The organism is Sphingomonas sp. S6, from assembly GCF_043498045.1.
Classification (GTDB): domain Bacteria; phylum Pseudomonadota; class Alphaproteobacteria; order Sphingomonadales; family Sphingomonadaceae; genus Sphingomonas.
This window is the reverse complement of the sequence record NZ_JBIEOE010000003.1, coordinates 421544-441636: the sequence shown is the minus strand read 5'-3', so window position 1 is coordinate 441636 and position 20093 is coordinate 421544. Positions and strand designations below refer to the sequence as shown.

Here is a 20093-nt window from a genome sequence, read left to right as displayed (position 1 = left end):
TCAGCGGCCCCCCATGCTGGCGAGCATCATATAGGCGAGCTGCGCATTCTGCGGCGACGGGCGCAGCAGGCTGTTGGCGGCATCGGCGGCGCGGCTGCCGAAGCGGCCGCCGGCCTGGGTCAGCGCCTGCGTCGCCCAGCTCAAGGCGTCCTCCGGCGTCTGGTTGTTGCCGGTGACCACGGTGGAATCGCCCATCGCCAGGGCCTGTGCGGCAAAGGCGAGGTTCGCGCTGCGGGTTTCGCTGACGCTGTCCGACGCGGCGTTCAGCTTGTCGCTGAAGCGCTGGTAGATCGCGGAGAGCGAGCGCGGCTGACCGTTGGAGGCGTAGAAGATCGAGCGGTTGGCGCCGGCGGCCTGCGGAAACAGCGAGGCGGCGGAGGCGCCGGGGTTGTTCGCCATCGCCGACAGGAACTTCCTGGCGCCGCCGATGCCGAGGAAGTGCGCCATGTACAAATCGGTGCCGTTGGCGTCGCGGCCGAGCGATCCTTCTAGTGCGCTCTTATTGTCGGAGGCGTGTTCGGCCGCCATCAGCGAGGCGACGTCGGGATCGTTGCGCAGCGCGAGGATGGCGGAGCGGGTCGCGCCGTCGCTGACCGAGAAGCGGCCGCCCGCAGTCTGGCCGATACTGTCGGCGGCCCAACCGAGGCCGTGCTCCGCGCCGTGCTTCTTGACGACCGCGAGCCAGCTCTGTTCGACGAACTGGTACAGGCCCGTCGCCGACGACGTGCCCGACCGCGCACGCGCGTTCAGCCCGCTTTCGATCTTCGCCTGGCCGAGCAGATAGTCGAAATCCACACCCGTCTTGCTGCTCGCAAGCTGGATGGCGGATTGGACGCGCCCGGCAGAAATCGGATTGACGGTCATTGCGACGAAAACACACCCCTGTTGCCGGGTGGCTTTCAGCAAGAGCCGTGCCAGATTTGGTTAAGGGAGCGGTGCCGCCACTATCCTGCGTCATCCCGGCGAACGCCGGGATCCATGGAATGGCTGAATCTTAGAGGGTGTGCGTCGTCAGCGGCGTCGCACGTCCATGGATCCCGGCATGCGCCGGGATGACGTATGGAGGACCGTGACCGGAGGTCTTACGCGTAGGCCTGGATCAGCGAGGGGCGGTAGCCGTGGCCGGCATCGCCGGTCAGAATTTGCAGGCGGCGGCGGACATTTGCCGCCATCAGGTTGACGTAGATGCGGCAGGTTTCGTTGAGGCGGTTCGCCTCGTCGGCCAGTTCGCGGATCTCGTCGCCGGCAGGGCCGGTGCCCATCGCGGCAATCTCTTCGATGCCGGCCAGCTTGTCCTGCGTCGCGCGTTCCAGCGCGGCGCAATCGTTGGTCTTCAGCGCGTCGATCTCGGCATGGAGTGCGTCGATCACGCGGATGAGGGCATCACGCCGATTCATGGCCGTCCCAGTTCAGCTTGAGGGCGAGCAGTCGGTCGGCGATGGTCGCCGGCAGGATGGGGAAGGTGCCGGTTGCGATCGCCTTCTTGATCTCGCCGACGCGGTCGCTGTCGACCGGGGCCGACGCGGCCATCGATTTGGCAAGGCCGCTCAGCTGCGTCGCCGGGGCTGCCGCGACGGGCTGCCGCGTCGTTGCCTGTTGTACCACTGGCTGCACCGTCGGCGCGGCCGCGGGTGCGGCGACGCGCGATACGCTTCCACTTGCCTGCTGCGGCTTTGCGCCGATTGAGTCCACCATGTCCGCACCTGTGTATGTTGCCTGACAGGCGACTAAACGGCCGTCTGCGAGCGCGCTTTAGCAAAAAAGATTCGCTCGCGAAAAAAGATGCCTGCGTCAGTCGGTCCAGCCGGGCAGCGTGGCGCGGCCCGCTTCGATCGCGACCGCCTGCACGGGCGTGCTGCTGCCGTCGACCTTGATCATCACGCGGCCGCCCGGCGGTGCGTCGCCGACGGCCACGCCTTCGCGGCTGATCGAAAAGCCGGGCGAGCCCGCCTCGATTAGCACGGGATCGCCGCGGCGGATCACCGGCTCTGCCTTGGCGGGCGCAAGCATGGCGGGCACCGCGCGTGCGGCGGGCGCGTCCGCGGGGCGGATCACGGGCACGAAGATGCGCCAGTCGGGCCCGGTGCAGGACACGACGACCGCGTCATGCGCGTCGCTGCGCCAGGCGAGCGAGACGGTGGGGCATTGCGCGAGGCGCAGCCGCGTGTCGATCGCGGTCCGTGCGCCGCCCTCTGCCCCGATCGGGCGGCTGGTGAAGGCGGCGACCGCGCGATCGAGCCCGCCGGTGTCCTGGAACACGGGCAGCGTGCCCATCGGCGCGGCGGCAAGGAGCAGGGGCAGGAGGATCATGGCTGATGTCCGTGTTGAGGGTCGGTGCGGGGGCCGCTCGTGGTCGGGGCGTCTCCGGCAAAGGCGAGCGTGACGATGGCGGCGCGGCGTCCGGGCCGCGGCGCGGTGGTGACGGTGATGCGGTGGCTGACCGGCGCCAGCAGCGCAGCGAGCGCGCGGGCACGATCGGCAGCGAGGATTGCGGTGCTGCCGGTCGCGGCATCGACGTCGGCGCTGCTGCCGTCGGTCGATCCGGTGACGGTGAGCGCGACGCGCGGGTCGCGCACGGCTTCCCTGGCCCAGGCGACGACCGCCGCGGAAACGCCGGGCAGCGCCGCCGATCCGGGGGCGAAATCGAACAGACCCGCCGCCATGACCGGCATCGGTGGGGGCGGGGGGGCGTGCAGTGCCGCCTCGCCGCCGAAGCTGCGCCGAAGCGCCTCGGTGACGGCGCGTGGGCGTTCGCTCGCCTGCAACAGGACGAAGAAGCCGACGAGCAGCAGCGCGAGATCGGCGAGCGTCACCAGCCACACGGGACGGCTCGGCGCAGGCTCCGGCCAGACGGGAAGCGCGGGGGCGGTCATGCGACGCTGTGCAATTGGTGGCGCGGCGTTTCGCGCAGCGCGAGCGCGACGAGCGGCGCCTCGATCCGCGCGCGTTCGAACGCCTCGACCTTGCCCGCAGCGCGCAGGCGGTGGCAGACCGGCATGAAGATGAGGTTGGCGAACAGCGCGCCGTAGAGCGTCGCGAGCAGCGCCACCGCCATCGCGCCGCCGATCGCCTGCGGGTCGGTCATCTGCGCGAACATGCCGGCGAGGCCGATCAGCGTGCCGACCATGCCCATCGCCGGCGCGGCCTCGGCGGCGCCGGACCAGACGTCGGCGGCGGCGGCCTGGCGATCGATCCGCTTTTGCCGGTGAAAGCGTAGCAGGGCCTCGACCTCACGGGCGACCGCTCCGTCGACGATCGCGGCGATCGCGGCGGCGACATCGGGATCGGCGATCACCGATTTGTCGAGTGCGACGACGCCGTGGCGCTTGGCGATCCGGTCCTGTGCCGCGATCTGTTCGAGCAGCGGATCGGCCGAGAAGGCGCGGCGTGGCAGGACGCGGAGCGCCACCACCGCGCGGCCGACGTCGCGGAGCGGCGCACGCAGCACCGTGGCGACGAGCGTGCCGCCGCCGACGATGGCGAATGCTATCGGATCGAAGAGCTGGGCGATCATGCGCGGATATAATGCAAGGGGTGGGCCAGTTGGGTTTGGGGGCGTCTGTTCGGCTGCACGCACCCTTCGCCGGGACGACGAAAGTGGGGTGGGCGCTGTCTTCGAGACAAATGCGGCAAGCCCGGCAAGCGCAGCGGCAACGACCGGCAAGCGCTTGCCGTCACGCTTGCCGCTTACCCGATAACACGCCTTAGACGCTTAAAAATCGGACCCCCGCCCTCCTGCCGCGAAAAACTGGCACGGCGGTTGCTTAGCGTCTCGGCAGCGCAATGGTGCGCCGGAGATTTGGCCCGATGGCCGCTGACAGTCTGTTCGGAATTCACGGATCCGCCCTGGAAGTGCGTTCGCAGCGCATGGGCGTGCTCGCGTCGAATATCGCCAACGCCTCGACCCCCGGGTTCAAGGCGAAGGACATCGATTTCAAATCGGCGCTCGCGTCGATGGAGAGCGATGCGGGCGAAAAGGGGATCGCCGCCGCGACCAAATATCGCGTGCCGGTGCAGACCTCGATGGATGGCAACACCGTCGAGCTGAACCAGGAACAGACCGCCTTCGCCGAAAATGCCGTCCAGTATCAGACGACGCTGTCGTTCCTGAACGGACGCATCGGCCAGATCACCCGCGCGCTGAAGGGGGAGTAAGGCCATGGCCGATCCGATGAGCGTCTTTCAGGTGGCAGGCCGCGCGATGAGCGCGCAGCTCGTCCGCCTGAACACGACCGCCTCCAACCTTGCCAATGCCGGCGGTACGACCGGGTCGGCGGACACCGCGTACAAGACGATGAAGCCGGTGTTCCGCACCAGCTTCGACGCCGCGAGCGGCCTCGCCACCGTCGACGTCGAAAAGATCGTCACCGCGGGCGAAGCGCCGACTAAGATCTACGACCCCAACAACCCGGTCGCGGACAAGGACGGCAATATCTACCAGGCCGCCGTCGATGAAAGCCGCGAGTTCGTCGACATGATGGAGACGGCGCGCTCGTACCAGAACAACGTCGAGGTGATGAACACGGCCAAGCAGCTCACCATCGATACCCTCAAGCTGGGCCGCTGATCATGACCACCACGACATCCGCATCGGGTTCATCGTTCGACACGACGCTCGCCAACCTTGGCATCAAGCGGGCCGCGAGCAACACCGGTACGACGACCGCCAGCGGTGCATCGACCGTCACCGGCGTCACCAAGACGACGCTGGACCAGTCCGACTTCCTGACGCTGCTGACTACGCAGCTGAAGAACCAGGACCCGTTCGCACCGATGGACAACACGCAGATGGTCGCCCAGATGGCGCAATTCTCGTCCGTCGCCGGCATCAGTGAGATGAACAAGTCGCTGGCCGGCATTTCGAACAAGCTCGGCTCGACCAGCGCGAGCGATGCGATGAGCTATGTCGGCAAGACCGTGCTGACCGAAGGATCGACCGCCTATCCGCGCTCGACCGGCGGGATCGACGGCGCGGTCGAGCTGGACGACGACGCGACGCAGGTCACGGTGTCGATCAGCGACGCCAACGGCGGCATGCTGCGCCAGCTCGACCTCGGCGCGCAGAAGAAGGGTTCGGTCGCCTTCGACTGGGACGGCAAGGACGGGTCTGGCCAAGATGTCGGCAAGGGCCCCTTTACCATCAGTGCCTTCGCCACCGGTGGCGACAAGACGATCACCAGCCGCACGCTCGTCTGGGCGCCGGTCGAATCCGTGTCCCTGCCATCCAGCGGCAAGCCCGTTTTGAAGGTCGTCGGCGTCGGTGACGTCGATCCGTCCAACGTCCGTTCCGCCGCCTGATCTTCCCCCCGTTTTCCGCATTCCAGGAGAAACCCAATGTCCTTCTTCACCTCGCTGTCCGGTCTTCAGGCTTCTCAAACCGACATGGACACCATCTCGCACAACCTCGCCAACGTCTCGACCACGGGCTTCAAGAAGAGCCGCGTCGAGTTTTCGGACGTCATCGCATCGAGCGTGTCGACCGATCCGCGCAAGATGGTCGGTTCGGGCGTCATCGTGAAGGCGACGCAGCAGCAGTTCAAGAACGGCAACCTGCAGGGCACGACCAACGCGCTCGACCTCGCGGTCATGGGTGAAGGCTTCTTCACCGTGAAGACGACCGGCGCCAGCGACGCGATCGCCTATACCCGCAACGGTTCGTTCTCGGTCGATGCCAGCCGCAACGTCGTCGACAGCCAGGGCAGCTACCTGATGGTTTATCCCGTCGACGGCGACGGCAACGTCACCGCCACCGGTGAGGACGGCCTGACCAACCTGCAGCTGCAGCAGACCAGCGGTACGCCGAAGGCGACGCAGTCCGTGTCGACCGCGATCAACCTGTCGGGCACGACGACCGTCAACAAGAAGGTATTCGACCGCACCGACACGACGACGTACAACAACTCGGTCGCCACCCGCGTCTACGACGCGAACGGCAATCCGATGACGATGACCAGCTATTATGTGCGCACCGCCGTGCCCGATGCGACGAAGGGCACGGATAGCACCTGGGCGGTCTACACCTTTGTCGGCGACAAGCAGCTGGAAGTCGGCGGCAAGAAGGACCCCGTCGAAATCACCTTTGCCAACACCGGTGCGATCAAGACACCGGCGACGCCGATCCAGTACGATACGTTCATCCCGCTGTCGGGCGCCGCGGCGCAGAACCTGACGCTGAACCTCGGCAATTCGACGCAGCTGGCGTCGGCGTTCGCGGTCAATAGCAAGAGCCAGGACGGCGTGCCCGTCGGTCAGCTCGCCGGCGTGACGGTGACGTCGGAAGGCCTGATCCAGGCGAGCTTCTCGAACGGTGACATCGTGCCGCTCGGCAAGGTGGCGCTGGCGAAGTTCTCGACGCCGACCGGTCTGCGCCAGATCGGCAACAGCTATTGGTCGGCGACGGGTCTGTCGGGCACCGCGACGATGGGGTCGGCGGCCGCCGACGGCTTCGGATCGCTGATGTCGGGTCAGATCGAAGGGTCGAACGTCGACATCACCGAGGAACTGGTCAACCTGATCGCCGCGCAGCGCAACTTCCAGGCGAACTCGAAGGCGCTCGATACCGCGAACCAGGTCTCGCAGACCATCATCCAGATCCGCGGCTAAACGAGTCGGTGGGGACGCGGGAGCGCTAGATGGACAAACTGGTCTACACGGCGGCGACGGGTCTGCGCGCGCACATGCAGGCGCAGGCCGCGATCGCCAACAATATGGCGAACGCGTCCACCACGGGCTTTCGCGCCGATCGCGTCATCTTCGACCGGATCGAGCTGAAGGGCGGCGGTGCGCAGCTGGAGGCGCGCGCGCCGACCAGCGAGGAAGTCACCGACGCCGACCGCGCGCCGGGTGCCATCCAGCATACCGGCCGCGCGCTCGACGTGGCGGTGACCGGCGTCAACGACTGGCTGGCGGTACAATCGAGCGACGGGTCCGAAGCCTATACCCGCCGAGGCGACCTGGAGGTCGCGCCGTCGGGCGTGTTGCAGACCGGCGACGGCTTCATCGTGCAGGGTCAGAACGGCCCGATCACGCTGCCGCCGTACACCAGCCTGACGATCGCCGGCGACGGGACGATCAGCATCATCCCGCAAGGGGGCGATGCCGCCAATCCGCAGGTGGTCGACCGGCTGAAGATCGTCGACACCAAGGGGTCGCAGACGGTCAAGGGCCTCGACAACCTGCTGCGCGTGAAGGGCGGGGGCACGCTGCCCGCGAACCTCGACGCCAAGGTTCAGGGCGGCGCGCTGGAGGGCTCCAACGTCAATATGACGCAGGTGCTCGTCGATATGCTGGAAAACCAGCGCAGCTACGAAATTCAGGCCAATCTGATGAAATCGGCCAAGGAACTGGACGAAGGCGGCTCATCCGTGATGCGCCTGCCGAGCTAAGGGACGAAGAGCATGTCATCCTCCGCCATGCATATCGCGCGCACCGGGCTCGACGCCCAGGATACGCGCATGCGGGTCATTTCGAACAACCTCGCGAACGTCAACACGACGGCGTTCAAGAAGGATCGCGCCGCATTCGAGACGCTGGCCTATCAGACGGTCACGGCACCGGGGTCTCAGTCGACCGCGGAAACGAAGTACGCGACGGGCCTGAACCTCGGCACCGGTGTGCGCGTGCAGGGCACGGCGCGGATCGATACGCAGGGATCGCTGACGCAGACCGGCAACAGCTTCGACCTGGCGCTGGACGGCGACGGCTATTTCCAGATCCAGATGCCGGGCGGCCAGCTGGGCTATACGCGCGCGGGCAACTTCAACCGCAGTCCGGAAGGCCTGCTGGTGACGTCGGAGGGCTATCAGGTCCAGCCGGGCATCACCGTGCCGGCGAACGCGACCTCGGTGTCGATCGGCACCGACGGCACCGTGACCGCACAGATCCCGGGGCAGACGACGGGCAGCACGCTGGGTCAGATCCAGATCGCGAGCTTTCCCAATCCCACCGGCCTGCAATCGACCGGCGACAATTACCTGCGCGAAACCGCCTCGTCGGGTGCGGCCAACCTCGGCATCGCCGGGCAGGACGGCCGCGGCAACGTGCGCCAGGGCAGCCTGGAAGCGTCGAACGTCAACGTCGTCGAAGAACTGGTCGACATGATCGAGACGCAGCGCGCCTATGAGGTCAATTCCAAGATGATCTCGTCCTCCGACGAAATGCTCAAATACGTGAACCAGAACCTGTAACATGGCCTCCGCACCCAACCCCTTCCGCCCCGGCGCGTTCGTCGTCAGCCACTGGGCCGAGATCGCGCTCGCCGCGGCATCCAGCCTGCTCGTGCTCGCCGCGCTTACGCCGGGCGAGGCGAACGCCAGCATCTTCGGCAAGAAGAAGCCGGCGGAGGACTTCACCGTCGTGCGCGCGCCGATGACGCCGCCGCCGGCCCCAGCCAATGGCGCGATCTTTCAGGCGAGCGATGGCTATGCGCCGCTGTACGAAGGCTGGCGCGCGCGCCGCGTCGGCGATCCGCTAACGATCGTACTGGTCGAAAACACCGCCGCGTCCAAGTCGTCGAGCTCCAAGCTCGATTCGAGCGGGCAGGGCGGCATCACGCCGCCGACCACCGGACCGCTGAGCCTGTTCGGTGCGACCGATGCGTCGATGAGCGGCACGCGCGGCTTCAACGGGCAGGGGCAGGCGAACCAGGCCAATTCGCTGTCGGGCGAAGTCTCGGTGACGGTCGCGGCGGTCTATCCCAACGGCACGATGCTGGTGCAGGGACAGAAGCGCGTGACGCTGAACCGCGGCGACGAATTCGTGCGGATCAAGGGGCTGGTGCGCAGCGCCGACATCAGCGCCGACAATCGCGTTCTGTCGACCCGCGTCGCCGACGCGCAGATCTCCTACACCGGCAAGGGCGACGTCGCGCGCGCCGGGCGGCAGGGCTGGCTCGGCCGCTTCTTCTCCGTCGTGTCGCCGTTCTGACGGCCGTCTTGACGCGTTGTTAACCATAGGAAGCGCAGGCTGCTGCCCATGTTCCGCCGTCTGATCCTCTCGCTCGCCGCCGCTTTGGCCTTCGTCGCTGCGCCCGCGCAGGCCGACCGGATCAAGGATCTGGGCGGTTTCCAGGGCATTCGCTCGAACCAGCTGACCGGCTATGGCGTGGTCGTCGGCCTGCCCGGCACGGGCGACGACAATCTGGAATATACCGTCCAGTCGCTAAAGGCCGTCGCGTCGCGCTTCGGCTTGCAGCTGCCACCGGGTGCCAATCCGGGGATGAAGAACGCGGCGGTCGTCATGATCACCGCGGACCTGCCGCCCTTTGCCAAGCCGGGGCAGAAGCTGGACATCACCGTCGCCTCGATGGGCAAGGCCAAGTCCTTGCGCGGCGGCAGCCTGGTGCTGACGCCGCTGCTGGGTGCGGACAATCAGATCTACGCCATGGCGCAGGGCAACCTTGCGGTCGGTGGCCTGGGTGCCGAGGGCGCGGACGGATCGAAGATCGTCGTCAACGTGCCCTCCGCCGGGCGTATTCCGGATGGCGCCACCGTCGAACGTGCGGTCGCGACCGGGTTCGATTCGACGCCCAACCTGACCTTCAATCTGGCTCGGGCCGATTTCACAACGGCGCAGAATGTCGCGCAGGCGATCAATGCGAAGCTGGGCTTCGGCACCGCCGAGGCGATCGACGGGGTCTCGATCGCGGTGCGCGCGCCGCCGGGGGCCGACGTGCGCGCGACGCTGATGTCGACGATTGAGAATCTCGACGTCGTGTCGGCCGAGCCTCCGGCAAAAGTAATTGTAAATGCACGCACCGGAACGGTCGTTATCAATTCTGCGGTGCGGGTGGGTCCGGCCGCGGTGACGCACGGCAAGCTGACCGTGCGCATCGACGAGAACCAGCGGATCAGCCAGCCTGCTCCGTTCAGCCAGGGCCAGACCGCGCTGGAGCGCAAGTCCAACGTGTCGGTCGAGGAGGAGAAGAAGCCGATGTTCCTGCTCACGCCCGGGCCGAAGCTCGCCGATGTGGTAAAGGCGGTGAACGCGATCGGTGCGTCCCCGGCCGACCTCGTCGCGATCCTCGAGGCGCTGAAGGAAGCCGGCAGCCTGAAGGCGGAGTTGATCGTCCTGTGACCGGGCCATCGATCTCGAATGGCGTCTCTGGCGCCGGGGGTATCTCGACCGATACGTCGCGCCTCAAGACCGCGGACAACCTGAAGAAGGCCGGCCAGCAGTTCGAGGCGGTGTTCACCGGCATGATGCTGAAGAGCATGCGGCAGGCGAAGCTGGCCGATCCGCTGTTCGATTCGAAGGCGATCGATACCTTCACCGAGATGCAGGATGCTCGTGTCGCGCAGACGATGTCGGAGACGACACCGCTCGGCATCGGCAAGGCGATGACCGCCTTCCTCGCCAAGAAGCAATCGGATCTTAACGACTCCACGGCAGATCCGCCCAAATGAGCGATATGCTGTCGATCGGCGCGTCCGGCGTCCGCGCGTATCAAACCGCGCTTGCGACCGTTGGCGAGAACATCGCCAACGTGAATTCGGCCGGCTACACGCGTCGACAGGTCGCGCTGAACGAAGTGGCCGGCGTCGGCACGACCTTCGCTTATGCCGCTGGCAACGGCGTTACGCTGACCGGCGTTACCCGATCGACCGACATCTATTCCAGCCGCGCGCTGCGCGCCGCGAACAGCGACCTGTCGCGCACGACCAGCGGTGCGGCTTGGCTGGACCGTATCCAGGGCGCGCTGACCGGCAATGCGCTGACGTCGCGCGTCACCAATTTCTTCGGCGCGGCGCAGGCGCTCGCCGCCGAACCCGATTCGACCGCGTTGCGCACCGGCATGGTGAGCGCCGCGACCTCCGCCGCCATCGCCTTTACCGCGACGGGCCGGGCGTTCGACCAGATCGATGCCGATATCGATACCGCCGGCAACCAGGCCGCGCAGGATCTGACCTCGCTCGGCGTGTCGCTGTCGAAGATCAACGAAGGCATCAGCCGCTCGCAGCCGGGCAGCACCGCCGCGGCGCAGCTGATGGACCAGCGCGACGACATCCTGTCGCAGATGAGCAACCTCAGCGACATCACGACGACGTTCGATTCGATCGGACGTGCGACGGTCAACCTCGGCGGATCGAGCGGCGCGCCGTTCGTACGCGGCACCGGTGCCGGCACCGTCACATATGCACGCGACGACACCGGCAAGATCGCCTTCAGCATCACGGTGGGTATCGAGAAGACTCAGATCACCCCCGGCGGCGGCACGCTCGGCGGTCTGGTCGATGGCGCGCAGCGCGCCTCGTCGATCCGCGACGTGCTCAATTCGGTCGCGGGGCAGTTCGTAAAAACGGTCAACGACAGCCAGGCGGCTGGCAAGGACCAGAACAACCAGACCGGCGCCGCGATGTTCGTCATCGACCAGACGCGGCCGGCGACCGAGATGAGCGTCGCTGACGGTTTCGTCGGCAGCCAGATCGCGGCGGGCACCGGTGGGGGATCGCGCGATGCATCGAACCTCGCCGCGCTGGAAGCGACGCGGAACAGCAAGGGCTATGAGGCGCAGCTGACGACGCTCGTCACCGACAATGCCACCGCCTACAAACAGAAAAACACGATCGCGGACGCGCAGACGTCGATCCGCGACGGCGCGGCGACGGCGCTGTCCTCATCGACCGGCGTCAATCTCGATTCGGAGGCGGTCGATCTCATTCGCTTCCAACAGGCCTATGCCGCCTCGAGCCGCGTGATCCAGGTCGCGCGCGAGACGATGCAGACGCTTCTGGATATGCGGTAGGATTGCCCATGCAGATTTCGACCAGCCTGTTCTACAGCAACGCCTCCAGCCGCTTGTCCAAGATGAGCGACAAGGCGTCCGAGCTGCAGACGCAGATCGCCACAGGCAAGAAGCTGATCAAGCCGTCCGACGATCCCGCCGGCGCGCAGCAGCTCGCCGAACTCGATCGTCGCGACGCCGATGCGGCGGTGTACGGTACCAATCTGACGCTGGCGAGCTCGCTGCTCGATCAGGCGGATGGTGTACTCAAGCAGATCACCACGCAGCTGACGCGCGCGACCGAACTCGCAACGCAGGCGGCGACCGGCACGCAGACCGATGCCGCGCGCAAGAGCATCGCGACCGAAATCACCTCGGTCGTTCAGTCGCTGGTCACGCTCGCCAATTCGCGCAACGTGCGCGGCCAGCCGCTGTTCGGCACCGTCGACGGCACCAAGGCGGTGACCGACAATGGCAACGGCACCTTCACCTTCCCGGCGAACAACACGCTCGTGTCCGAAGTGCCGATTGCCGACGGACAGACGATCCAGGCGACCGAGAGCGCCAAGACGATCTTCGACCTGGGTAATGGCGACAATACGCTGGCGATGCTGAGCCGCATGGCGGCAACGCTGAACGGCGGCGGCGACGTGTCGTCGTCGATGAGCACGGCGCTCGATTCGCTGAGCCAGGCCGTCGATCAGGTCGCCAACGTGCAGGCCTCGGTCGGGTCGCGGTCGGCGCGCGTCGATCTGCAACAGCAATTGCTGACCACCGCGAACACCGATCGCGCCGAGCTGCGCGGCAAGCTGGAACAGGTCGACGTCACCGACGCGATCGTCCAGTTGCAGCAGATGATGACCGCGCTGTCGGCGTCGCAGGCGAGCTTCACCAAGCTCTCGCAGCTCTCACTGTTCGATTACCTGAAGTAACGCCGCTCGAGCCGACGTGCGTGTAGTCCCGTCGCCGCGCGAGCGGCGGTCGTGGCCGCGTGCCGTTCGCACGGCGGAGCGCAACAACAGGTTTTTGTCCGAAACGGCCAAATCCGGGGCATGGTAACCACTTGTCTAGGAAATGCGGTTAACCCGGTAAGCCACAAGAGTCGGCATCGCCGGCTAAACGGGGGTTCCCACAGTGTTTCCTGCGATCGGTCTCGTCGTTCTACTCGGCATGGTGTTCGGCGGTTTCGCCATCACCGGCGGTGCCCTGGGCCCCGTGTTCGAGGCGATCCCGCACGAGATGCTCATCATCGGCGGCGCCGCAGCGGGCGCGCTGATCATCGGTAACTCCGGCGCCGAACTGAAGGCGATGGGCGGCGGCCTCGCCAAGGTGTTCAAGGGGCCGAAGTACAAGAAGCAGGACTATCTCGACGTCATCTTCCTCGTCAGCAAGCTGATGAAGATGCTGCGCATGGACGGTCCGATCGCGCTCGAACCGCATGTCGAGGACCCCAAGTCGTCGTCGGTGTTCAGCGAATATCCGCGGCTGCTCGCCGACCACACGCTGGTCAATCTGATCGCCGATACGCTGCGCCTGGTCGTGGTGTCGTCGGGCACGCTCGACGTGCATGCGGTGGAAGAGGTGATGGACCACGCGATCAAGTCGCACCACCACGAGGTCGAAGGGCCGGAGCATACGCTGACCAGCCTCGCCGATTCGCTGCCAGCGCTGGGCATCGTCGCCGCGGTGCTCGGCATCGTGAAGACGATGGGCTCGATCGACAAGCCACCGTCGGTGCTCGGCGGCATGATCGGCTCGGCGCTGGTGGGTACGTTCATGGGCGTGTTGCTGGCCTACGGCATCGTCAATCCGCTCGCCGGGCGCCTGAAGCAGATCATCCATGCCGACGCCGCCATCTATCATGTCGTCAAGCAGATCATCATCGCCTCGCTGCACGGTCACCCGCAGCCGCTGGTGATCGAGGCCGCGCGCAGCGGCATCGCGCACAAGAACCAGCCCGGCTTTGCCGAGGTGTTCGACGGCTTGCGCGGCAAGTAAGATCCGATGGCGCGCGCAGCACCGCACGGCAACAACCAGCCGCCCAAGATCGTCATCGTCAAGAAGATCACCATCGCGGGTGGTGGTCACCATGGCGGTGCGTGGAAGGTTGCCTATGCCGACTTCGTGACCGCGATGATGGCGTTCTTCCTGCTCCTGTGGCTGCTCGGCGCGACCACGGAGAAGCAGCGCAAGGGCATCGCCGACTATTTCGCGCCGACGCTGATCGACAAGAAGTCGCTGGGCCTGGGCGGCAACGGCGTGCTGGGCGGTGAATCGATCCTCAGCAACAACAAGCTGGGTCCGAAGGCGGCCGCGGCGCCGATCGCATCGATCGGCGTGCCGATCATGCAGACCGGCGGCGACCGTAGCGGCACGGGCGACAAGGGATCGCTGCGCAATCCGACCGCGACCGCGCTCGACCAGAAGGCGTTCGAGGCGATCAAGCAGGAGATCGAGAAGCAGATCATGAGTTCAAAGAGCCTGTCGAAGCTCGCGAGCCATATCCGCTTCGTGCCGACGCAGGACGGGCTGCGTATCGATCTGGTCGACGATGCCGATTATTCGATGTTCGCGCTGGGTACGACGGCGCTGGATTCGCGGGCGTCGGACCTGATCGGGATGATCGCCGGCACGATCGCGGGGACGCCCAACACGATCATGATCCGCGGCCATACCGACAGCGTGCCCTATGGCGACCCCAGGGCGATGAACAATTGGATGCTGTCATCGGGCCGCGCGGAATCGACGCGGCGGCGCCTGGCGCTGGGCGGCATTCCGGAATCGCGCTTCGAACGGATCGAGGGCGTGGCGGATCGCGAGCCGATCGTGGTCAACGACCCCGGCGATCCGCGCAATCGCCGCGTGGCGATCACCCTGCTCTATCGCAAGGGCGTGTTCGGCCAATAATAGGCCTGCGTCATTGCCGGATACGAAAGACCCGCGCGGAGGATTGCCTTCCGCGCGGGTCTTGCGTTCGTCCCCTCCATCGCCGTGGGGGCGGCGGCGGAGGGGGGGAGAGATTAAGCCTCGACGGCGTCCGCGGGCTTGCGACCGCGCTTGGCAGCGGCGGCACCGTCGCCCTTGCGCGCGCCAGGCTTGCGGCCGAGACCGATCTTCTTGGCCATCGCGCGGCGGCTTTCCGAATAGGTTTCGGCGACCATCGGGTAATCCGGCTTCAGGCCATAACGTTCGCGATATTCGGCCGGCGTCATGCCATGGGTGGCGAGGTGACGACGCAAGGTCTTGTACGGCTTGCCGTCGATCATCGAGATGATGTGATCCTTCGACGCCAGCGACTTACGGACCGAAACCGCGGGCGTATATTCAGTCGCCGGTGCGCTTTCCGTTTCCGTGGTGCCGGTGCCAAGCAGCGCCGAGACGGTGTCGTGCATCTTGCCGAGGAAGGCCGGGACCTCATCAGCGGAAATACGGGTGTTGGGGTTGCCGAGCCAAGCAATCGTCAGTTCGGTTGCCAATTCGACGGCGTTCAGGTCGGACGTTTCATCAGTCATAGTTTGCTCCTTTGACTGACAATAGCCCTAGACCAGAGACAAGGCGCGTCAACCCTGCGACGACCCGAATTGATAGGTAGATCAAGTCAAATTTAGAAAAGAGAATGAAAATACTGTCATTAAGACTGATCAGACCGATCGTGACGCGCCTGCGGCCCGCACGGCGGCAAGATCCGGATAGCCGTTGACCGCCATCAGCAGATCCGCCTCGGCCAAGATACAGCGCAGGACATGCGCCGCGCCGGCCGCGCCGTCGAGCGCCAGTCCATAGCTATAGGGGCGGCCGACACCGACCGCCGAGGCGCCCAGGGCCAGCGCCTTCACCACGTCGCTGCCCGAGCGGACGCCGGAATCGAACAGGACGGGCGTGCTGCCCGCCGCGGCGACGACGCCGGGTAGCATGTCGATCGCAGCGATGCCGCCGTTCGCCTGCCGGCCGCCGTGGTTCGAGCAATAGATGGCGTCGGCGCCGGTATCGATGGCGCGGCGGGCATCGTCGGGGTGGCAGATGCCCTTCAGGATCAGCGGCAGCTTGGTGAGCGAGCGCAGCCAGGGCATGTCGTCCCAGGTCAGCACCTTGCCGAAGGTCGCCGCCCAGGTGCGCACCGCGGCGGCAGGGTCCTGCTCGGGCGGGGTTTGCAGCAGGCGGCGGAAGACGGGGTCGCTGAAATAATTGGCGAGCACATGGCCGCGGAGTTGCGGGAAGTTGCCGGTGTTGAGGTCGCGCGGGCGCCAGCCGGTGACCCAGGTGTCGAGCGTCACCACGATGCCCTTATAGCCGGCCGCCTCCGCGCGGGAGACGAGGCTGGCGGCGAGGTCGCGATCCTTGGGCGTGTAGAGCTGGAAGAAACCGGGGGTGTCGCCCATCGCGCGGGCCACGTCTTCCAGCGGATCGTTCGACAAGGTGGAGGCGATCAGCGGCACGCGCGTTTCGGCGGCGGCGCGGGCGGCGGCGAGGTCGCCGTGGCCGTCCGGGGTCATCAGCCCGGTGACGCCGATCGGGGCCATGAAGATCGGGCTGGGGAGGCGCACCCCGAGCAGATCGATCGACAGGTCGCGGGTGGCGCAATCGACCATCATCCGCGGCACCATGCCCCAGTGGCGGAAGGCGGCGGCGTTATGATCCTGCGTATATTCGTCGCCGCAGCCGCCCTGGACGTAATCGCGCACCGATGCCGGCATCGCCGCGGTGGCGCGCGCGGCGAGCGTGGCGAAGTCGACCGGCACCTTGGGCACCACGCCGGACAGGCCGGCGAAGTAGATCGCGTTCTGATAGTCGCCGTAATGGGGCATCGGGTGGGGCTTTCCTCTTTGGGGCCGTCACCCCGGCCTTGCGCCGGGGTCCCGTTTCTGCGGCCGGCCCGAAGAAGCGGGACCCCGGGTCGAGCCCGGGGTGACGAAAGGGGAGGGCGTCAGGTGCGATAGCTCGGGTCGATGCGGTCGAGCTTGCGCAGCAGTGCAGGCCAGGCGAGGCCTTGCGCGAGCATCGCCATGCCGGCGCCGCTCGACTGTTCCTCAACCTTTTCGGCGACGCCCTGGTTGGGCGTGTTGAGGTTCTCGCGGCCGGCGCTGAGCATCAGGATCTGCGCTTCGCAGGCGCGTTCGAGGAAGTACATGCGCACGAACGCCTGCGCGACGCTGGCGCCGACCGCGAGCGTGCCGTGGTTGCGCAGGATCATGCTGCTCTTCGTGCCCAGATCCGCGACCAGCCGCTCGCGCTCGTCCAGCTCGGTCGCGATGCCTTCGAAGTCGTGATAGGCGACGTCGTGGCCGGCGATCATCGCGGTTTGCGTATGGGGCAGCAGCCCTTCGCGCATTGCCGACACCGCCTGCCCGTGCGGCGTGTGGAGGTGGAGCACCGCGGCGGCGTCGTCGCGTGCGGCGTGGATCGCCGAATGGATGACGAAGCCGGCGCGGTTCACCGGCGCGGGCGTATCGTCGATCTTGTTGCCGTCGAGGTCGATCTTGACCAGTGACGAGGCGGTAATCTCTTCGAACATCAGATTGTACGGATTGATGAGGAAGTGATGCTCCGGCCCCGGCACGCGCGCGGACAGATGCGTGAAGATCAGGTCGTCCCAGCCATAATGCGCGACCAGGCGATAGGCGGCGGCAAGATCGACGCGCAGCGCCCATTCCTCCGGGCTGATCGAGTCGCGCCGCGACGCCGTAACGGAATCGGGACGTAGAGCGGTGGCCATGGGTGATCCTCTCTCTTTCGTATAGAGTTAGGATGCCATGGATCGCGGCGAGGGGACAGGGCGTGCGGCCGCGGAAAGTCACAAAAGTCACGCCCACGCACGTGTTTCGCGGAAGCGAGCATTGCGGGCGACAGGACGGCGAGATCGGACATCGGCAGCGCGGCTCCGGTGCAAAGCGAGTCGCGCGGTGTAGGCGAGGCGGGGGCGTGTAGGACAGTTTGTCTCGTGGAATGTCCAACATGGATGCATGTGGAAGCGGGTGGCTTGACTGCGGAATTTATGTAGCTACATAAAATGGGCGGATGTGGAGATCAGCTTCGATCCCAAGAAACGCGATAAGGTCCTGCGTGAGCGTGGCCTCGACTTTGCCGCCGCAGCTCGGGTGTTCGAGGGGCGAAGCCGGACCGTCATCGACGACCGTGTCGATTACGGTGAGGTGCGGCAGATCACGTATGGCTGGATGGAGCAGGTCGCGGTGGCGGTGGTCTGGACGGAGCGCGACGGCGCACGCCGCGTGATCTCGATGCGACGAATGCACCAATGGGAGATCAGATATGTCGGATTGGATTGACCCCGATGATGCCCCCGAATTGACGGAGGACATGGCGGCGATCGCTGAGGTTCGCGTCGGCGGCAGGGTGGTTCGCCCGGCGAGCGGCTATCTCGGACCCGATGGTGTCGTACGTGGCCGTCCACCGTTGCGCGAGCAGGCCAAGCGCCAGGTGACACTGCGGCTAGACCCCGATGTGATCGAGCGGTTCCGCGCGGATGGGCCGGGCTGGCAGGGGCGGATGAACGCGGCGCTGCGCAAGGCGGCGGGGCTTTGATTATTGGCGGGATAAGAGGCCGCACCAGTCAAAATATCTAGGTATCATATAAATCTCATCAGAGTTACCGCGAAGGGCGAGCATCTCTGCGCAAATACCTATAGCGGACACTGTCACTAACAAAGTGACGAGCGTCATAGAAAACGCGGAAGCTTTCGACGATATGTCGAGCCTCGTGCTCGATGCGGGTAATAAGAGCGTCCATTTCTGCAACTGTATATCGCGCACCAATCTCGTCCGGCGCCTCTCGGCCATGAGCCACCGCGTTGCGATCGTTTACAATGCGGTCGATATAATCCTGACTTGAAGGGTCGCTCGTTATATTGTCGGTAATGCCAAACGACTGGAAAACATCTTTTATCGATTTTGCCCAAACATTCTGAAGTTCGGGTGCCAAAAGCTCGTCATGTATGGTTGCAATAGTGTTGGAGCGTGTGCTAACATATAGGTCGTATCGGGCCTGCAAACGAGTTTTCTTGCCTGCTGACATTAAAGCTTTGGTTTTTGGATCATGTACTAAGCTCATAATTGCCGAGCAAACATCGGACTTTCGGACTTGGTAGTCGGATATTAGTTGAGACAGCTGCCTGACCGAGCGATTTATAGAAAACTCAAGTGAAGAATATATGAAGACAATAGTGAAGCCTGCGCCCGCCGTGTAGGCATAGTTTTGAGTTGCGGGCGGCGGCATCCAGCCCTGTTTGACATTGCTCCAAAACGTCCGAAGCTCTGTAAATCTTCGAGAGATTTCCTGCTCAACGGTATCAAAACTATTGAGCGAATAGACCATCTCGCACCATTTCGATCCGTCCCCGCACCATCGGTCTGCTGTTCGTGGCAGCCGTCGTAAATTTCTTGATCGGTTCGCCTTCCGTAATAGCTTGGAGCTTGGACCAATCAAGAGGACGCGCGGTGGCGATCGCTAGTGCTGCACCAACCGCAACCCCCTCGTACAAATTGATGGGAGTGGTTTTACGATTGTTTCGACTGATCCCGTTTGGAAGTGCCTCTTTCAGCTTCTCCATGGTTTGGAGGAAAACAGCTGTCGCTTCGTCGGGTGGTCCGGTGCGCGCGTGATTTTCCATGTAGCTTGTCAAAAAGGACTCAACATCATGATCAAAATCTAAATAACTTTGGTAAAATGCAAAAAAGCGTAAAATCATCTCCTCATACGTTGCTTCACGAATCTCATTGTTGGGCAATGCGACAACGCTCCTAAAATTTTCATCAGACGCAAGCTCTTTGATGATATCGCGAAACCTCCCTCCCAAAACGCAGTTCCGGATCTCCTGGGCATGGAGCTTTACGCCGCCTGTATTAAGCCTTTCAAACAGATCATATCGCACATGCTTATCACTCTTATCATTAAGAGTTGTCACTCTCAAAGGGCGGAGAGTGAAAGTCAGCTGGATTGAACGTGGAAGGTTGTCGAAGTTTGCACCGTTGAAACTATCAAGTTTTCTAAGTCCGTTTAGTTCAAGCTTCTTGGGTCGTTCGATACGTCGTCTAGCATCATCGCTTCCGCAAAAATGTATAAGTGTACTTAATCTTTGTACGCCATCTACGACCTCCCAAGTCGCGTCCGAATTGGTAGCCATGTACAGGCTTGGAACAGGTATGCCTAAGAAAATACTTTCTATTAACTCAGACTCTCTCTGATCATCCCATACGAAATGCCGCTGATAGTCAGGAGCTATGTCTACAACACCACTTTCGACCATATCAATCAGCTGTCTCACTGACATGTCGTACATGTCATAAGAAACCGTACGTTTCTGCAAATCGAGCTGGTCTGCCTGGGTTACCATTTTCATCCTGACAACTAAGTAGG

General features: G+C 64.6%; 26 protein-coding genes. 15 read left to right on the top strand and 11 right to left on the bottom strand.

The window, feature by feature from the left end:
• The 6 genes from ACGVWT_RS07610 to ACGVWT_RS07585 all read right to left on the bottom strand — a co-directional run bounded on the left by ACGVWT_RS07610 (position 1) and on the right by ACGVWT_RS07585 (position 3514).
• On the bottom strand, positions 1-864 hold the full coding sequence (locus ACGVWT_RS07610; RefSeq protein ID WP_116462833.1) for a lytic transglycosylase domain-containing protein: 864 nt from the start codon (positions 862-864) through the stop codon (positions 1-3).
• Between the two features lie 218 nt (positions 865-1082).
• Positions 1083-1397, bottom strand: coding sequence for a flagellar protein FlgN (locus ACGVWT_RS07605; RefSeq protein WP_116462832.1), 315 nt, complete (start codon positions 1395-1397; stop codon positions 1083-1085).
• Complete coding sequence (gene flgM / locus ACGVWT_RS07600) at positions 1384-1695, bottom strand: flagellar biosynthesis anti-sigma factor FlgM (RefSeq protein WP_017977366.1); 312 nt, start codon at positions 1693-1695, stop codon at positions 1384-1386. The genes ACGVWT_RS07605 and flgM overlap by 14 nt, the downstream gene beginning before the upstream one ends.
• A gap of 96 nt (positions 1696-1791) precedes the next feature.
• Positions 1792-2310 (bottom strand): flagella basal body P-ring formation protein FlgA, encoded by a 519-nt coding sequence (locus tag ACGVWT_RS07595; RefSeq protein ID WP_315462849.1) that lies wholly within the window; start codon positions 2308-2310, stop codon positions 1792-1794.
• Positions 2307-2873, bottom strand: a complete 567-nt coding sequence (locus ACGVWT_RS07590; protein WP_315462848.1) for a hypothetical protein — start codon at positions 2871-2873, stop codon at positions 2307-2309. Before ACGVWT_RS07590 ends, ACGVWT_RS07595 begins: the two co-directional genes overlap by 4 nt.
• Positions 2870-3514 carry a MotA/TolQ/ExbB proton channel family protein gene (locus ACGVWT_RS07585; protein ID WP_315462847.1) on the bottom strand — a complete coding sequence of 215 codons (645 nt, stop codon included), beginning with the start codon at positions 3512-3514 and terminating at the stop codon, positions 2870-2872. Before ACGVWT_RS07585 ends, ACGVWT_RS07590 begins: the two co-directional genes overlap by 4 nt.
• A 293-nt stretch (positions 3515-3807) precedes the next feature.
• Between ACGVWT_RS07585 and flgB the strand changes: the two genes are divergently transcribed.
• The 13 genes from flgB (at position 3808) to ACGVWT_RS07520 (ending at position 14629) form a co-directional block, all read left to right on the top strand.
• Complete coding sequence (gene flgB, locus ACGVWT_RS07580; protein ID WP_116462828.1) at positions 3808-4155, top strand: flagellar basal body rod protein FlgB; 348 nt, start codon at positions 3808-3810, stop codon at positions 4153-4155.
• 4 nt (positions 4156-4159) lie between these two features.
• Entirely contained in the window at positions 4160-4567 is a 408-nt protein-coding gene (gene flgC / locus ACGVWT_RS07575; protein WP_116462827.1) for a flagellar basal body rod protein FlgC, read from the top strand.
• A gap of 2 nt (positions 4568-4569) precedes the next feature.
• Entirely contained in the window at positions 4570-5298 is a 729-nt protein-coding gene (locus ACGVWT_RS07570; RefSeq protein ID WP_315462846.1) for a flagellar hook capping FlgD N-terminal domain-containing protein, read from the top strand.
• 36 nt (positions 5299-5334) lie between these two features.
• On the top strand, positions 5335-6603 hold the full coding sequence (locus ACGVWT_RS07565) for a flagellar hook protein FlgE (RefSeq protein ID WP_116462825.1): 1269 nt from the start codon (positions 5335-5337) through the stop codon (positions 6601-6603).
• A 29-nt stretch (positions 6604-6632) separates the two neighbouring features.
• On the top strand, positions 6633-7385 hold the full coding sequence (locus tag ACGVWT_RS07560) for a flagellar basal body rod protein FlgF (RefSeq protein ID WP_116462824.1): 753 nt from the start codon (positions 6633-6635) through the stop codon (positions 7383-7385).
• 12 nt (positions 7386-7397) lie between these two features.
• The gene (gene flgG, locus ACGVWT_RS07555; RefSeq protein WP_024310426.1) at positions 7398-8186 is read left to right on the top strand and encodes a flagellar basal-body rod protein FlgG; all 789 of its coding nucleotides are present in this window, start codon (positions 7398-7400) and stop codon (positions 8184-8186) included.
• 1 nt (position 8187) lies between these two features.
• On the top strand, positions 8188-8925 hold the full coding sequence (locus ACGVWT_RS07550; protein WP_017977376.1) for a flagellar basal body L-ring protein FlgH: 738 nt from the start codon (positions 8188-8190) through the stop codon (positions 8923-8925).
• A 48-nt stretch (positions 8926-8973) separates the two neighbouring features.
• A complete protein-coding gene (locus ACGVWT_RS07545) occupies positions 8974-10074 on the top strand; it encodes a flagellar basal body P-ring protein FlgI (RefSeq protein ID WP_017977377.1) in 1101 nt (366 codons plus the stop codon).
• Positions 10071-10403, top strand: coding sequence for a rod-binding protein (locus ACGVWT_RS07540; protein WP_315462845.1), 333 nt, complete (start codon positions 10071-10073; stop codon positions 10401-10403). The genes ACGVWT_RS07545 and ACGVWT_RS07540 overlap by 4 nt, the downstream gene beginning before the upstream one ends.
• A complete protein-coding gene (flgK, locus tag ACGVWT_RS07535; protein WP_315462844.1) occupies positions 10400-11743 on the top strand; it encodes a flagellar hook-associated protein FlgK in 1344 nt (447 codons plus the stop codon). Before ACGVWT_RS07540 ends, flgK begins: the two co-directional genes overlap by 4 nt.
• A gap of 8 nt (positions 11744-11751) precedes the next feature.
• On the top strand, positions 11752-12654 hold the full coding sequence (flgL, locus tag ACGVWT_RS07530) for a flagellar hook-associated protein FlgL (RefSeq protein WP_116462820.1): 903 nt from the start codon (positions 11752-11754) through the stop codon (positions 12652-12654).
• A gap of 202 nt (positions 12655-12856) precedes the next feature.
• Positions 12857-13720, top strand: a complete 864-nt coding sequence (motA, locus tag ACGVWT_RS07525) for a flagellar motor stator protein MotA (protein ID WP_020486342.1) — start codon at positions 12857-12859, stop codon at positions 13718-13720.
• Between the two features lie 6 nt (positions 13721-13726).
• Positions 13727-14629, top strand: a complete 903-nt coding sequence (locus tag ACGVWT_RS07520) for a flagellar motor protein MotB (protein ID WP_116462819.1) — start codon at positions 13727-13729, stop codon at positions 14627-14629.
• 113 nt (positions 14630-14742) lie between these two features.
• On the opposite strand, the gene ACGVWT_RS07515 is transcribed toward ACGVWT_RS07520, so the two are convergent.
• From ACGVWT_RS07515 to ACGVWT_RS07505, 3 genes are all read right to left on the bottom strand, one after another.
• Positions 14743-15234 (bottom strand): MucR family transcriptional regulator, encoded by a 492-nt coding sequence (locus tag ACGVWT_RS07515; RefSeq protein WP_017977383.1) that lies wholly within the window; start codon positions 15232-15234, stop codon positions 14743-14745.
• A gap of 129 nt (positions 15235-15363) precedes the next feature.
• Positions 15364-16527 carry an alpha-hydroxy-acid oxidizing protein gene (locus ACGVWT_RS07510; protein WP_315462842.1) on the bottom strand — a complete coding sequence of 388 codons (1164 nt, stop codon included), beginning with the start codon at positions 16525-16527 and terminating at the stop codon, positions 15364-15366.
• A gap of 119 nt (positions 16528-16646) precedes the next feature.
• Entirely contained in the window at positions 16647-17435 is a 789-nt protein-coding gene (locus tag ACGVWT_RS07505; protein WP_315462841.1) for a class II aldolase/adducin family protein, read from the bottom strand.
• A gap of 304 nt (positions 17436-17739) precedes the next feature.
• Between ACGVWT_RS07505 and ACGVWT_RS07500 the strand changes: the two genes are divergently transcribed.
• Positions 17740-18006 (top strand): BrnT family toxin, encoded by a 267-nt coding sequence (locus ACGVWT_RS07500; RefSeq protein ID WP_315462840.1) that lies wholly within the window; start codon positions 17740-17742, stop codon positions 18004-18006.
• Positions 17990-18262 carry a BrnA antitoxin family protein gene (locus ACGVWT_RS07495; RefSeq protein ID WP_116462815.1) on the top strand — a complete coding sequence of 91 codons (273 nt, stop codon included), beginning with the start codon at positions 17990-17992 and terminating at the stop codon, positions 18260-18262. Before ACGVWT_RS07500 ends, ACGVWT_RS07495 begins: the two co-directional genes overlap by 17 nt.
• A 64-nt stretch (positions 18263-18326) precedes the next feature.
• On the opposite strand, the gene ACGVWT_RS07490 is transcribed toward ACGVWT_RS07495, so the two are convergent.
• Together ACGVWT_RS07490 and ACGVWT_RS07485 are read right to left on the bottom strand one after the other, a co-directional pair.
• Complete coding sequence (locus ACGVWT_RS07490) at positions 18327-19052, bottom strand: HEPN domain-containing protein (protein ID WP_315462839.1); 726 nt, start codon at positions 19050-19052, stop codon at positions 18327-18329.
• A complete protein-coding gene (locus ACGVWT_RS07485) occupies positions 19033-20070 on the bottom strand; it encodes a DUF262 domain-containing protein (RefSeq protein ID WP_315462838.1) in 1038 nt (345 codons plus the stop codon). The genes ACGVWT_RS07490 and ACGVWT_RS07485 overlap by 20 nt, the downstream gene beginning before the upstream one ends.
• Between the last annotated feature and the right edge of the window lie 23 nt (positions 20071-20093).